Source organism: Nocardia sp. FDAARGOS_372, assembly GCF_002554515.1.
In the GTDB taxonomy this organism is placed as follows: domain Bacteria; phylum Actinomycetota; class Actinomycetes; order Mycobacteriales; family Mycobacteriaceae; genus Nocardia; species Nocardia farcinica.
In genome coordinates this window covers 6,214,600-6,229,055 of sequence record NZ_PDDW01000001.1, presented here as the reverse complement: position 1 = coordinate 6,229,055, position 14,456 = coordinate 6,214,600, and the positions used below count along the sequence as shown (strand labels likewise).

At 68.5% G+C, this 14,456-nt stretch carries 10 protein-coding genes; 5 read left to right on the top strand and 5 right to left on the bottom strand.

Annotated features, from left to right (window positions below):
* Positions 1–72: 72 nt before the first annotated feature.
* From xerC to CRM89_RS28815, 5 genes are all read right to left on the bottom strand, one after another.
* Complete coding sequence (gene xerC / locus CRM89_RS28840) at positions 73–1,116, bottom strand: tyrosine recombinase XerC (protein ID WP_098086793.1); 1,044 nt, start codon at positions 1,114–1,116, stop codon at positions 73–75.
* 406 nt (positions 1,117–1,522) lie between these two features.
* Entirely contained in the window at positions 1,523–4,471 is a 2,949-nt protein-coding gene (locus CRM89_RS28835; protein ID WP_098086792.1) for a PrgI family protein, read from the bottom strand.
* Entirely contained in the window at positions 4,468–6,342 is a 1,875-nt protein-coding gene (locus CRM89_RS28830) for a conjugal transfer protein TrbL family protein (protein WP_127516376.1), read from the bottom strand. The genes CRM89_RS28835 and CRM89_RS28830 overlap by 4 nt, the downstream gene beginning before the upstream one ends.
* Positions 6,343–6,344: 2 nt before the next feature.
* Positions 6,345–6,743 (bottom strand): pilin, encoded by a 399-nt coding sequence (locus CRM89_RS28820; RefSeq protein ID WP_253805115.1) that lies wholly within the window; start codon positions 6,741–6,743, stop codon positions 6,345–6,347.
* Complete coding sequence (locus tag CRM89_RS28815) at positions 6,740–7,666, bottom strand: hypothetical protein (RefSeq protein ID WP_127516374.1); 927 nt, start codon at positions 7,664–7,666, stop codon at positions 6,740–6,742. Before CRM89_RS28815 ends, CRM89_RS28820 begins: the two co-directional genes overlap by 4 nt.
* A 476-nt stretch (positions 7,667–8,142) precedes the next feature.
* On the opposite strand from CRM89_RS28815, the gene CRM89_RS28810 reads away from it, so the two are divergent.
* From CRM89_RS28810 to CRM89_RS28790, 5 genes are all read left to right on the top strand, one after another.
* Complete coding sequence (locus tag CRM89_RS28810; RefSeq protein ID WP_127516372.1) at positions 8,143–8,784, top strand: hypothetical protein; 642 nt, start codon at positions 8,143–8,145, stop codon at positions 8,782–8,784.
* Between the two features lie 49 nt (positions 8,785–8,833).
* Positions 8,834–9,844 carry a TRM11 family methyltransferase gene (locus tag CRM89_RS28805; protein WP_098086786.1) on the top strand — a complete coding sequence of 337 codons (1,011 nt, stop codon included), beginning with the start codon at positions 8,834–8,836 and terminating at the stop codon, positions 9,842–9,844.
* Entirely contained in the window at positions 9,841–12,339 is a 2,499-nt protein-coding gene (locus CRM89_RS28800; RefSeq protein ID WP_098086785.1) for a type IV secretory system conjugative DNA transfer family protein, read from the top strand. Before CRM89_RS28805 ends, CRM89_RS28800 begins: the two co-directional genes overlap by 4 nt.
* 165 nt (positions 12,340–12,504) lie before the next feature.
* Positions 12,505–13,422, top strand: a complete 918-nt coding sequence (locus CRM89_RS28795; protein ID WP_172964597.1) for a replication-relaxation family protein — start codon at positions 12,505–12,507, stop codon at positions 13,420–13,422.
* Positions 13,423–13,429: 7 nt separating this feature from the next.
* Positions 13,430–14,437, top strand: a complete 1,008-nt coding sequence (locus CRM89_RS28790) for a bifunctional lysozyme/C40 family peptidase (protein WP_098086783.1) — start codon at positions 13,430–13,432, stop codon at positions 14,435–14,437.
* The last annotated feature ends 19 nt before the right edge of the window (positions 14,438–14,456 follow it).

The window sequence follows — 14,456 nt, the reverse complement described above, 5'->3', positions numbered from 1 at the left end:
GAGGTACGGGGGCATGTGGTCAGTGGCGGAGAGTTTCGGCTGCCTTTCAGCCCGTTCGGATTCGCGTACCACTCAAGCAGCCAAAGGACTTGTCTCTATGTCCCTTTCGTTCACCAGAGGGTGCGGTTCACCGGTCATCGCGGTGAGCGCTTCGGCTACTTCGTATAGCGATGCACGAACATAGGTGAGAGTCACACCAGCATTTCCTACACCACCATCGTTGTGTCCGGCGAACGCTCGTGCGACCGCGTATCCGCGATGACGTTCGACCCATGTGAGCGTGGTGTGACGAAGCCAGTGCGCGGTGACTTGTTGGGAGGCTGCCGAAGGTAGGTGCTTCGCGACTCTCGTCCAGATGTAGTCGTAGCGGCGCGCCGTGATGGGCTTTCGGTTTCGGTATCGGAGCAGTTGCTCGTCAGGCGCGAATCCGCGCTGACGGTGGCGGGTCAGCGCTTGCATCAATGATGGAGTGACGGGTTGCCAGCGAACCGTGTCTCCCTTTTCTCGGAGCTTGATGAGGCATTGTTTCGTGTCGAGGTCGCACGGCCGCAGCGCAAGCGCACCACCTCGCCGGCAAGCAGTTTCGATGTGCAGACGGAGAATAAGAGTGTCGAGGTCGGGATCGTTGCCCGTGGTGGCGACAACTCGCGCGATGTCGGCAAGGAGACTGCCGGACAGCGCGTGGCGATTACTCGGTAGCCGACGCGGCTTGGCGATCCGGTTGGCAGGGTTGTCGGTGGCGGTTAAGTAGCCATCGGCCTGGGCTTGGCGGAAGAGCGCGCGGAGCGCACCAACCATATGCTCTGCGGCTGAGCGACCTCCTCGGGAGTTCCGCCGGACGATCGCGTCTCGTTTGCAGTGTTCGATCATTTCCCTGATCTCGAGAGGGGATGGTTCGGTGATCTGTCGGTCTCCCCATGCGTTCGCGATGCGACGCCAATAGGGTGCATAGGTGCGTAATGTTCCTGAAGCGCAGGCAGATTCGAGACGTTGGATGTAGTCCGAGAACGTTGGAGTTGAGCGATCCTGAGCTCCGTTGTCGCCGAGAAGGTCTTCCGCGCGAAGCCCAAGTCGGGCGAGCAGTAGCCGTGCTGCTTCGATCTCGCCGGTCGTCATCGCTGTTGCCAGACGAGCGGAGTGAAGGACCTCAAGGCTGTGGCCGCACGCATTGACGGGTAGATCAGCAGGGCTCGGGACTCGCGGATCGCGATTAGGAGGATGCGGTCATGGCGGTTGATCCGCGCACCAGTTCGTATCTCCGCTGGAAGTCGCAAGTAACCGTGTGCTGCGATTAGTTGTCCACCGTCGCTTTTCTCGGCAATTTTGACGATGCCCTCGGTAATGACCATAGTGATACGTTGTCCATGGCACCAGCCGAGGTGTCGGAGCGCTGAACGGTCTGCGACTTTGCCGGAGTGGTCAAGGGTAGATACTGCGACGTGAGGGGCGTCAGCAGTCGGCTCGTGCTCATCGTTGAATTGAGGTAGAGGAAGTGCGGCGGGTGCCTCTCTCGAAACATTCATCATAATTCACCTTCAATGCGTGGCCGATTCACCATCCGAGGAAAGCTCTGATACTCGCCTTCCCCGGTGCCGCTTCTGCAGGCTGTCGCCACTGTGTCGGCAGCGGTCGTGACGATCTCGACCCTGCTGAAGTTCTCGTGGTGATGCTCGACCGATGCGAGGAACTCCTGAGAAGTGGTGATGAGCGCGTTCTCGGTGGGCGAGGCCAAAGACCCGAACACCGCGCGGTCGGTGCCGCCGACCGCGAGCAGTCCCGAACCGCGAGCCGCGGAGAGCAGGAATTGTTGCTCGCCGTCAGAGAGGTGGAAGGCGGTAGCGACCTCGTCGATGGCCTGGGGTGCTTGGCGTAGCAGGATCTGGGTGGCGGCGTTGGAGATGATCGCGCGCCCGAGGTCGGTCGAGCAGACATCCGCGCAGTCCTGGGTAGCGACGGTGAGTCCGGCCCAGTGCTTGCGGAAGCTCTTCGCGGCCCGGAACAGGAACGCCGCCCCGGCGGGCTCGCGCAGCAGCAGCCATGCCTCGTCCACGGTGATCATGCGGGGCCGCCGATGACCGGGGTTCGACACTTTCCGCCACGTCGCGTCCAAAACCAGCAGCGTGCCGATGGTTTTCATTTCATCGGGCAGCTCCCGTAGCGAGAACACGATCATCGCGCCCTCGGGTTCGGTGGTGGTGTTCCCGTCGATCAGCCCGGCATAGGCTCCCTCGCCGGTGTAGGGGTGCAGCCCGGCAGCCAACTCGACGGCAGCGGGCACGGCGAGCTGGTCAAGCTGGTCTCGCAGGTCGCTCAGCGTGGGCGCGGGCCGGGTCCAGGTGGCGGGGTCGTCGGTGATCCCGGCGGCGGTGTAAGCAGCGGCGAGAGCAGCGTCCAGCGCTGACCGTTGCGCCGCGGTTTGGTCCCCCACCAGCACCTGGATCAGGGTGTGGCAGAACAGTTTGCGCCGAGTGAGCGCATCGGTCGGGGCGCTGCGGCTCCCGTCGGGTCGGGTGTGGATTTCCAGGTCGAACGGATTGAGCCGAACTCCGGGTGCACCGAGGCGGATGTTGGTGCCGCCCACGGCCTCACTCAGGCGCCGGTATTCGTCTTCGGGGTCGATGATGACCTGCTCGATCCCGCGATACAGAGCCCGCAGAATCTCGGTCTTCACCAGGTACGACTTGCCCGCACCGGAGCGGCCCAGCACGACGAGGTTGTGGTTGTGGGCCTCAGCCCCGAAGCGGTCCACGAACAACAACCCGGAGGCGGCGTCGCGACCGTAGAGGACGCCTTGGGGCCGGTCGGCCTGGGCCGGATCGGCGGCAGGGAGCTGCGGTGAGTCGAAGGGGAATGCCGCGGCGAGGGCAGTGGTGTCGAAGGTCCGCTGGACCCGGATCAGGTCCAACCCGAGAGGAAGAGTCGTCGCCCATGCCTGCGCCGCCCGGTAGGACAGGGTGCAGGTGTCCACCAGCAGACTCGCCGCCAACGCCCGCACAGCGGCAACCTCATCGGCCAGCTCGGATTCCGAGGCAGCGTGCACCGTGAGATACACCCCGACCCGGAACAAGCGCGCCTCCGCCCGGGCAACGCGGGCCGACAGATCAGCGGCGTCCTCGACGGCAACGTCGACCTGCGGATCAGTCAGGCGGCCCCGCCCGAGATCGTGCATCCGGGAGGATTCGAGGCGCGCCTGCTGGCGGCGCAGCCGGGTGGCGGCGGTGGCGGGGTCGACCGGCTCGACGTGGACGGCGACCTCGACTCTGCCGGGGTGGGAAAGCAGGGGCGCGAGCCAGCCGGCCGTCACCTCGCGCGGGTACCCGGTGACCGCGAGGGTCGCACTCCAGTCGGACCCGATCTCGAGATGCCTGGTGCCGATCGTCAGGGATTCCGGGGCGAACCGGTCGAGCCCGTCCCCGGCGAACGGGTCCGGGGTTCGCCTCTCGGGGTCGGTGGTGATGACCGTGTCGGCGGGGGCGATGTCGGCGGCGGCCGAGACCAAGCCCTCGGGGTTGGTGCAGCTGACCAGCACGGCGGTGGCGGCGTCGTGGTCGAGGGCGGTCACCGAGATCCCCAGCGGGGACAGCACATCGGCGGCCTCGTTCATCCGGCGCAGCAGCCGGGACTCAGCCGCACGGCGCGCGCCACCTGAAAGAGCGGACCGGGCTCGGCGCTGTCCGGGTAACCGGGCACGCAGCCCGCTGGTGGGCAGGGTCTCGGTGCGTTCACGCCACACGAGCAGCACCTGCCGGTGCACCGGATCTTCCCGGGCGGCCAGCTCGGCGAGATGGTCGGCGTGATCGAGGGCTGCCGCGGCGAGGTCGGCCGACATCTGCGCGGCGGCGGAGTGCAGGCCGGTGATGTGTTCGGTCAGGTCGAGGCGGGCCGAGCGGATGAGGATCTGGACGGGTTGGCGCAGGGTGTGCAGCCAGCCCGCGAGCTGGCCGACCAGGCTGTCCTGTTCGGCCGGGGTCCGCAAGCTCAGGTTGAGGGTCCCTGCGACCGCGATGGCGGCGAGGCCGTCGGCGCCGAGGTCGATCACCCCGACCCCGCCGCCGCCCGACACCGACTCGGGCAAGCGGGCCTGATGCGCCGACAGTTCCGAGGGCACCGGCAGACAGGGACGTCGACCTTTGATGCCCGATGTCATCCAGCGCGGTGTTGGGGCCTGCGTGCCACTGCCGGGTGATCGAATGAGATGGCGTGGGCGCAGGCGGTGACGAATGGCCGCGACGAGCAGCAGGTCGGCCGAGAGGCCGTCGCGGCGGGTGAGCACCGCGACGGCGACGACGACGAACACCAGGGCAGCGGCACCACCGAACACCGGCAAAGGCAACAGGGACCGCGTGGCGGCCCAGGCTGAATACAGCAGCACGGCGGTGATGGCGAGGACGGCGAGCTGGCGGGCGGTGAACGGGCCCACGAGCCGGTCGGAGCGGTCGACGTCGGCGGGAATACGCACGATGGTGCTCATTGGAGAGTTCCTCCTCTCGGGGCGCGGGGCGCACGGCGGCGCACGGGCAGATCCGGCATGGGCAAATGCAGCTGCCTACCCGCCGGACGCGCAGGTCCGGGAAGTTGTGGCGGGTTCGGCGGCGGTGCAACAGGTTTGACCCTGGTGACCGGGAACGGGAGCGGGTACTGGCCGCTGCGGTTCGGGCGAACACGCGCGTACGGGTCGGGCGGGGTGGGCTCGGTGAAGTCGAAGGCGAGTTGTTGCGGTGTTGCGCGGCGACCAGGGCGCTGCGGCGACAGCTCGGGAGGCGGGGGCGTTGTTCGGACCCGCCGCACCAGGATCGGGAGCGGGTACTGGCCACCAGTCCCGGCGCGGATGCCCCGGTACGGGTCCGGCGGGGCGAAGTCGAACGCGAGCTGTCGTCCCCTCGCCGAACGGTTCGGGCGCGGCGGTGGCGTGCCGGTCGCTTGGGCCGGTGCCGGGCTGGGTTGCCGGGCGACGCGGTGGACTCCTTCCAGGGGAAGCATGAGCTGCCCGTCGCGTGTCGATCGCACCCGCGCGTACAGATCGGGTGGTCCACTGCTGGCGGCGGTGCGGGGTGCTCGTGGAGCGCGGACGGGTCGCGCGTTTCGCCGTGCCGATGCCCCCGTCGCGGCGGTGCGAGCGGTGCTCGCGGTGGCCCCTTTGAGCATCCCGAGGGTTTTGTAGGCGATGAAGCCACGCACGATCGAGCCGAGGAAGCTGCGTCCTTGCCCGATCTTGAGCACCGACAACAGCCACATCGGGGTCTTGATCAACACGAACATCAACGCCAAAGCGACAGTGAGATCGGCGATCTCGTTCGCATTCGGGCCGAACAGGTGCCACCCGCCGGGAGTCAGCAGGACCCGCAAGACGGTCACCAGCGTCAGTGATTGCACGACCTGGATCGCCAAGCAGGCGGCGAAGCTGCGCCACCACCAGCGCGCGACACCGTCGAGGCCGGGCAGCCCGTGACACATCAACGCCAACGGCGCGCCCACGATGAGCAGGATCGTGATGGTGACTCGGATGACGTAGGAGATGAGCAGCACGAGCAGCATCACCGCCAACGCCAGATGTAGCAGCATCAGCATGGTTTGGCTCTGCGGTCCGGTGACCGCGAGCTCGGTCAGTGCGTCAGCGGCCGTTCTGGAGTCGACGCCGTCCCCAGCGAGAGCACCGGCGAGGGCGTTGGCGAAACCGATAGCGGCGGTGGCGATCATCATGCTCAATCCCCCGGCCGCGAACCCGATCACCAAGCGGGGGGCGAGTTCACGGATCGACCATTGGGTTTGGACCGTCTCGCGCATCATCAACAGCACCCCGGCTGCCATCACGACCAGCACGTAGAGCGCGAGCACGATCTGCCACGACTGGTTCCACAAAGCCCCGATCTCGGGGATCTGCCCGGGTTCTGGTGTGGTGAGCAGGGTTTGCGACAGCAGCTCGAGCAGCGGGTTGAGCGAGGTCTCCACGATGCGGCGGAAGAACCCATCGACCGCGTTCTCCACACACCCGTTGATGTTGGTGACCCCGCACTCCGCCGACCCCGACCCCGAACCGGAACCGGAGCCGGGTGCCGTTGTCGTGCCGGGCGCGGTCGTCGTCGGTGGGGCGGTGGTCGAGGGCGGTGTCACCCACCGGCGCGGGGTTGTCGTGGCCGGTGGAGTGGTTGACGGCGTGGGGGTGGCCGGTGCGGTGGTCACCGGCGGAGCCGGTGTCGGGGTGACGGGTTGGGCGGCTGCCCCGCCAGGACTGGTGAGCACGATCAGGATCGCGGCGAGCACGGCCGCTGCGCTGGCGGCAGCGATGCGCGTTGTCCGCGAGAGCCGCGCGAGTGCGGGTGGTGCCTGGGCCGAGGTGGTCACGGTCAGGCTCCGATGATGGACTTGAGCACGGCGACGATGACCGGTGCGAGCATCGCCAGCGCGAAGCCCAGGCAGGCGGCGCGGAAGGCGGTTTTGGCCTTCTCGATCTCGCTGGGGTCGCCGCCGCCGAGCAGGTAGCGGGCTCCGGCGATGGTCAGAAACAACGTCGCCAGTCCGGCCAGGATGCCGACGAGCCAGTTGCGGGCGTTGTCGATCACCTCCCCCAACGACGAGGCGATGGCCAGTACCTCGGTGTGGGGTGGTGCCGCCGAGGCAGATCCGGCGATCAGCAGCAGGACTGCGCTCGTGGCCGCGACCACGAGCACCCGCAGCCAACGCCGTCCATGCTGCCGAGCCGACTGTGGCGTGGTCTGGTTGACGTGTCCCCGGTTGGTGTTCATGCCGCCACCCGCCCGTTCTCGGTGCTCGACAGTGCCGGGACCGCTGAGGGTGGGTTCGGCCGGCGACCTCGCCGCGGTGACGGGTCCGGGGGCGCGAGGGCGGTCACCGCCTCGGCTTCGACCGGGCCGCTGCACTCGGGATCTCGGTCTCGGACCCGGTCGTTCAGCCACGCGAGCAGGGCGCGTTCGGCGCGAGGGCGCTGCTTGCGCAGCTTCCACAGCGACACACCACGTTCGGCCGCCAGCGCGGTCAGCGACCGGCCCTCCCACCGCGACGCGGCGATGAGTTCGGCAGCGTCGGCGGAGATCACTCCAGCGGCCATGGCATCGGCCAGCACCGTCTCGGGATGACCCGGCCCCGAGACCATCGCCTGGCCCCGCTCCCCCAGCGAAGCCAGGTCACGGTCGAGGTCGCCGACGACAGTTGCGCCGGTTCGCTGACTAGTTGCTGCCGCGAGCGCCGCACGGTAAGCGCCCCATCGCAATCGGTGCCAGACTCCCGGCTGCTCCAGCCCCACGCGCGGGAGGTGGGCCAGGAACGCGGTCAGGATTTCGGACTCGATGTCGTGGCGGGCCGGGTGGTTGGAGGAGACGCACTCGCTGGCGGTCCGCGACAGCATCGGCGCGGCCAGCCCGGCGCAGACGAGCATCGCGTTGTCGTCGTTGGCGCGGACTCGTTGCAGCAACCACACCCAGATCGCGTCGACCTCTCCCATCGGGGTGCCCGGATGCCACAGCCGCTCACGCAACTGCCCCCACGTCCGCACCGGGTCGGCGGGGTCGGGTGGTGCTGTCGGCATCGGGTGGGGTTCGGTGGGCATGGTTTCGGCGGCGATCCGGTCGAAGCCCGCCCACACCACTGCAAGCGGCGAGCTCGGCTTTGCGCCCGGTCCTGCATATGTCGCGACGTGTGAATTCGTCACTACAGATCTCCTTGTTCGGTCGAGAAATTCCGACCTCGCAAGGACACCTCGCGGCCATAACCGAAACCTATCCAAACCATATCCTGACAACACCCAAACCATATCTGAAACATATCCAAGTCATATCCTGGGCGAGTCGGCGAATGCTTCGCAATCGCTCGCCGCGCCACCGCCGGGCTGCTGGATATCCGCGCGGATATAGGTGTCTACCTAGGTTTGTGAAGTCACGGATACCCCCAGGATATGAACCGGATATGTTTCAGATAGGGTCTGGATAGAGCAATCGAACAGTGTCGGCAACCTGGCGAAAAAGTACTTAAAAAAGTTCCCGACCGACTGGGTGGACAACTGTCCCGGTGGGCAGGATTTTCGGCCTCAAGAAATTCTCAGAAAAATTATCGGGTGACTGTGTCCCGATTTCGGCTTTTTGGCGGAAGTAAGCGAGTACACACCGCTCTCTCGCTCAGGAGGCCGCAATGCCCGCCACGTCCCGACCCCGTTCCAGCTCCACCGTCGTGCGCGTCCCCTCGACCTTGTGGGCGCTGGGGTCCGAGCCGCTGGACCCCGCTGACCGTTGGCCCGATCGGGCTCTGGTCCACACGATCACCGAATTCTCCGCACCCGGCGCGCGAGTGATGCTGCTGGGTTGGCCCGCCCCTGTCACGCGAGGGGCGTTGCGGATCGTCGAGCCCGACACCGCCGCCGCCCTGTCCACGATCGGTGAACTGGGACGCCACGGACTCGACACCCCCACCGACCGAACCCTGCACGAGGAGCCGGTGGATCTGGTCGTCGCGAGCCTGCTCGCCGATCACCTCGACCCGATCGCCGCCGCCGAACACATCACTGCGCTCGCGACCGAGGTGCTGGCGATGGGTGGGTTGCTGGTCGTTTTCTCCCGCTGCCGACACAGCGACTCCGGGGTCCTGTTCGACCCGGCCGGTCCGGTCGTGGCCGCCGCCCAAGCCGCCGATCTGCTCTACCTCCAGCACATCATCGCCGCCCCCATCTCCGGGCAGACCGTCACCGCGACTCCCGCCCCGGCTCCCTCCGGCAACACGCGCCACACCGTCGCGCACACCGACGTCTTCGTCTTCCTCCAGCCCGCCCATGGCTGAGCCCGCACACCCACTGCCCCAACGCAACTCCCACGCGAAGGACATCCAAATGACGCTCGAACCGGCCACCACCGACACCACCGACATCGACTCCGGCAGCCCCGTACAGACCGGTCCGGCCGTCGCGCCGGTGTCGGTGTGGGCCACCGCGCAGACCGCGCCCACCGCGCAGCGGCGGGGCCGTTATCACCCCGACAGCACCGCGCATCCCGCGAAGATGTTCCCAGCCATCGTGCAGCATGCGGTCGCCACCTACACCCGTCCTGGGGACCTCGTGCTGGACCCGATGTGCGGGATCGGCACCACCCTCGTCGAGTCGCTGCATCTGGGCCGCCGCGCGGTGGGTGTGGAGTACGAGGGTCGGTGGGCGGAGCTGGCGCGTACCAACATCGAGCTCGCTCGCGAGGCCGGGATCGATCTCGCCGCAGACGTCTTCCACGGCGACGCCCGCAAGCTGGGTGAGCTGATCCCGGCCGAGCTGCGCGGTCAGGCACGTCTGGTCATCACCTCCCCGCCTTACGGCGATTCTCTGCACGGGCACGTGCGCGCCAACCGCAAAGACCCGGTTCTCAAGAAGAACCACCGCTACGGCGCGGTGCTGGATCGGGGCAACCTCGCCAACGTCGGCCTCGGCCGCCTGTTGTCCGGGTTCACCAAGATCCTGGCCGGTGCGTCCGAATACCTGGCTCCCGGTGGGTATGTGGTGATCACCGCGCGGCCGTGGCGGCAGCACGCCGAACTCGTGCCTTTGCCTGCCCACCTCTACACCTGCGGCGAGCTGGCCGGACTCGTGCCGGTGGAGCGGTGCGTGGCGCTGCTGGGTCGCTTGTCCGAGGGCGAACTCATTGCTCGCAGTTCGTTCTTCCAGCGCGACTTCATCGTCAAGCAGCGCGCGGCCGGGTTGCCGATGCATCTCATCGCCCACGAGGACGTCATCATCCTGCGCAAGCCCGACGCCGACGAGGCGAGCGAACGCCGCCGCGCGGCAGGCCGATTCCCGTTCGGCAGCGCGGCGACTCTGCCGTCCACCGAGATCGACCCCGGGTCGGTTGCCTCGTGAATACCGCACACGACCCCGGCCACGGGTGGCTCGGTCGGGCGCTCCTCGCGCCCGGCCGGGCCGTGGGCGACCTCGCCGAGACGCTGCACCACACCGTCACTTCGACCGATGGGCTGTTCGTCGTCGCAGCCTGTGTCGCGGTGCTCGCCGCGGTCCGGCTCGTGGCCCGGTGGCGGCGAGGCCGGCTGAGTGCGCGTGCCCGCCAGATCACGGTGCTCACTCCACCCGACGTCGATGCCAAAGGCGCGCTCAGCTTCTGGGCTCACCTCATCGGGCAACTCCGCCCCGCTTGGGCGAGAACCCTGCTGGGGCAACCACATCTCGGGTTCGAGTACACCGTCACCCCAGAGGAAGGGGCCGCGATCCGGCTCTGGGTGCCGGGTGCGATCCCACCCGGACTCATCGAACGCGCCATCGCTTCGGCCTGGCCCGGCGCACACACCGACACCCTCGAACCTGCCCGGCATCCGCTGCCGACCCCGGTGAAGGGTGTGCGGCGAGTTGTCGCGGGAGGGGAGTTGCGGCTCGGCCGCCGCGAAGGACTCCCGTTGAGCACAGACCACTCCGGGGATCTGGTGCGCAACCTGATCACCGCCGCCGACGACCTGGCCCCCGGTCAGGCCACCTGTGTGCAGATCCTCGCCCGCCCCGTCACCGGCCGCCGCGTCGCCCGAGCCACCCGCGCCGCGGCGAGCACCAGCACTCGAGCGGGAGTCGTGGTGGGACTGCTGTGCGAGGCGCTGAACCTGCTCACACCCGGCACGGGATCGGCGCGCGACGCCCGCGCCACCGCCGCTGGAGGTGGGGCGGGGCACGGAAGAGGCACCGACCGGCAGATGTCGCTGGAGAACAGTGCCGCCGCACGCGCGGCAGCGGCCAAAGCCCGAGGCGCGCACTGGGAGACGATCGTGCGCTACGCCGCCTCGATCCCGATCTCCACCGAGCCCGAGCAGGTCAATTCGGCGGCACAGGCGAGGGCGGTGGCGCGCGGGCGCGCTGATGCTCTCGCCACCGTGTTCGGAGCCTGCACCGACCACAACTACTACCGGCGACGCCGTCGCCCCTACCGCCTGGAGCGATTGATCCGGCAACGGCGGCTCGGGCGTGGGGACGTGCTGTCGGTGCCCGAGCTGGCCACGATCGCGCATCTACCCACCGACGACGGGCTACCGGGCCTGCAGCGCGCCGGAGCCCGCGCCCTGTCCCCCGCCCCGGACATCCCCGTCGGCGGCGAGCACACCAAACCGCTCGGGATGGCTGATACCGGTACTCGCCGGCCGGTCGCGGTGAAGATCTCCGATGCCCGCCACCACCTGCACATCCTCGGCCCCACCGGCGTCGGCAAGTCCACGTTGTTGGCGCGCACGATCCTCGACGACGCCGAGGCCGGGCGCGGGGTGATCGTCATCGACCCCAAAGGTGACCTCGTCACCGACGTCCTGTCTCGGCTGCCGTCGCGGATGGGTGAGCGGGTGGTGCTCTTCGACGCCGACTCCCCCGCTCCGCCGCCGTGTGTGAATCCGCTCGATATCGGCCGGATCGGGCGCGCGGGAACCGATCTCGCCGTCGACAACCTCGTCACCGTCTTCCACCGCATCTTCCACCAATGGTGGGGACCACGCACCGACGACATCATGCGCGCCAGCCTGCTCACCCTCTGCGCACAACCCGGCACCGCCACCCTGGCCGACCTACCCCGACTGCTCACCGAAACCGCCTTCCGATCCCGAGTCACCCGCGCCACCAAAGACCCCGTCCTGCGGGGATTCTGGGACGCCTACGAAAAACTCTCCGACACCGGACGCGCCCAACTCACCGGCCCGCTGTTGAACAAACTTCGGGCGTTCCTGCTGCGCCCATTCGTGCGTTCGGCCATAGCGGGCGGACCCAGCACGGTCGAGTTCGCCGACATCCTCGACAACGGCGGCATCTGCCTCGCCCGACTGCCGAAAGGCTCACTCGGAGAGGAAACCTCGCGCCTGGTCGGGTCGCTGCTGGTAGCGCGGACCTGGCAGGCCGTTACCGCGCGAGCCAGGGTGCCGTCGGCCGACCGGCCTGACGCCGCCCTCGTGCTCGACGAGGCGCAGAACTTCTTGAACCTGTCCACGCCGATCGAAGACATGCTCGCCGAAGCCCGAGGACTTCGGTTGTCGCTGCTACTGGCCCACCAAAACCTCGGCCAACTCTCGCGGGAGCTGCGCGACGGCATCTCGGCCAACGCCCGAAACAAGGTCATCTTCGCCGTGTCACCCGACGACGCGCGCGATCTCGCCCGACACACCGACCCGTGGCTGTCCGAACACGACCTGTCACACCTGGACGCCTTCCACGCCGCCGCCCGCCTGCTGGTCGACGGCCGCAACGCCCGCCCCTTCACCCTCACCACCCGCCCGCTCGACCCGCCGATCCCGGGCCGCGCCCGCGAGATCGCCGCCGCCGCCCGTGCCCGCCTGGCCGCCCCAGCCTCCACGCCTGCCCTAGGCCCCACCGACTGACTCAGCCCTCCCGCCGCCCAACCCTCACCCGTCCAACCTGACCACCCGAGAAAGGCAGTGCCACAGATGCTTTCCCGCCCCGCCCAGCAAGCCGACAGCCGCCGCCCACGACCCGATACCCGGCCCCGACCCCGACCGCTCGACCTGACCGCGCTCGTCGGGAAGTTGACCGAGCGAGACCGGTGGCTCCTGCGGATGCTGCACGAGCACCGCGTCCTGACCACCAACCAGCTCGCCGCCCTCGCCTTCCCCACCCCTGCCAAGGCGTTGCGACGCCTGACTCTGCTGCACCGCTACGGCGTGGTGGACAGGTTCCGGCCGTTGCGGACTCGGGGAAGCGCGCCGATGCACTGGGTCCTCGCCCCGGTCGGTGCCGGGGTGCTCGCCGCGGAAGCTGGGATCACCCTGCGCGAGCTGGGCTACAACCACCAACGCGCCCTCGCCGTCTCCCACAGCCTGCACCTGAGCCACACCCTCGGCGTGGCCGACTGGTTCACCGCCCTGATCGCCCACCCCGCCCGCGACCAGCGCGGCGAACCCTCACACGTGCGGGCGTGGTGGTCGCAGACCCGCTGCGAACGCCTCTGGGGAGACCTCGCCCACCCCGACGCCTTCGGCCGCTACACCTACGCCGAGACGACCCTGGACTTCTTCCTCGAATACGACCTCGACACCACCCGAGAGCTGTCCAAGGTCGCGGCCAAACTGAACGGCTTCGCCGAGCTGGCCCGCACCACCGGCCTCATCACCCCGGTCCTGTTCTGGGTACCGAGCATCGCCCGAGAGACCAGAACCCGCGCGGCATTGCACCGGACGTGGGAGCGACTCCCCGACCCGGAGGCCATGCCCGTGGCGACCGCTGCCGCTGAACTTGTCTCGCCCGGCGCGCAGGCCAGCCCCGCCGAGCAGGTGTGGCTGCCGCTGGGCACCGACAGCGAACGCAAACGCCTGCACCACCTCGCCGCCGCGTGGCCCCGACGCACGCCACCGGCCGAGGAGATCGACCCGGAACCGACCGCGCTGGGCGGCATCATCACCCTCTCCCCACCGCCACCCCAGCCGCCCCGCTCCGAGTCGTGGTGAAGCTCTGATGCTGGTCAAGACCCTCGGCGCAGGATTCGGCGCGTTCGTGTTCCTCACCGTCGTCATCGCGACTGTCGTCAGCGCCGTCGTCGTGTTCGACCACGCGCTCGCACCCGCCCCCGGGGGCTCGACTGGCACCGGCTCGACCCCGAGCACCGAAGCCCAGCAAGACATTCCAGCCGAGATGCTCGTGCTCTACCAAGCCGCCGCCGGGGACTGCTCCGGCCTGGACTGGTCGGTGCTGGCCGCGATCGGCAAGATCGAAACCGACCACGGCCGTTCCACCCTGCCGGGAGTTTCCTCCGGCGAGAACAGCTCCGGGGCCGGTGGGCCGATGCAGTTCCTCGCTCCCACCTTCGACTCGGTCATCGCCCGGCATCCGCTGCCCGCTGGTGGAGCGAGTCCGCCCTCGCGCTACAACGCCTCCGACGCCATCCACGCCGCCGCTTTTTACCTGTGCGACTCCGGCGCGCCCGAGGACATGTACAGCGCGATCTTCGCCTACAACCACGCCGACTGGTACGTCGACCAGGTCCTCGACCAGGCGGCCCGCTACCGCGCAACCACACCCGACACCTCCGGCGGCGACTGCACCACCACCGCACCGGTGAATCCGACAGCCGCACAGGCGATCTCCTTCGCCTGCGCCCAGCTCGGCCTGCCGTACGTGTGGGGCGGCAACGGGCCCGAGGTGAACGGCGGCTGGGACTGCTCCGGACTCACCCAAGCCGCCTACCGCGCCGCCGGGATCTCCATCCCCCGCACCACCTACGACCAAGTCCACACCGGCACACCGGTACCCGAGAACCAACTCGCCCCCGGCGACCTCGTCTTCTACAGCACCGGCGGCGACGTCCACCACGTCGGCATCTACCTCGGCGCAGGCCAGATGGTGCACGCACCCACCTTCAGCGAACCCGTCCAAGTCTCGCCCTACCGGTGGCCCGGAGACGACTACTACACCGCCATCCGACCCACACCCGCCCACAACAACAACTCCCCAGCCGCGCCCTGAACACCAACTCCCGAACGGA

Coding starts and splice junctions, on each gene's coding strand:
- xerC (WP_098086793.1), bottom strand. CDS start 1,116: ATGACGACCGGCGAGATCGAAGCAGCACGGCTACTGCTCGCCCGACTT.
- CRM89_RS28835 (WP_098086792.1), bottom strand. CDS start 4,471: ATGAGCACCATCGTGCGTATTCCCGCCGACGTCGACCGCTCCGACCGG.
- CRM89_RS28820 (WP_253805115.1), bottom strand. CDS start 6,743: ATGAACACCAACCGGGGACACGTCAACCAGACCACGCCACAGTCGGCT.
- CRM89_RS28810 (WP_127516372.1), top strand. CDS start 8,143: ATGCCCGCCACGTCCCGACCCCGTTCCAGCTCCACCGTCGTGCGCGTC.
- CRM89_RS28805 (WP_098086786.1), top strand. CDS start 8,834: ATGACGCTCGAACCGGCCACCACCGACACCACCGACATCGACTCCGGC.
- CRM89_RS28790 (WP_098086783.1), top strand. CDS start 13,430: ATGCTGGTCAAGACCCTCGGCGCAGGATTCGGCGCGTTCGTGTTCCTC.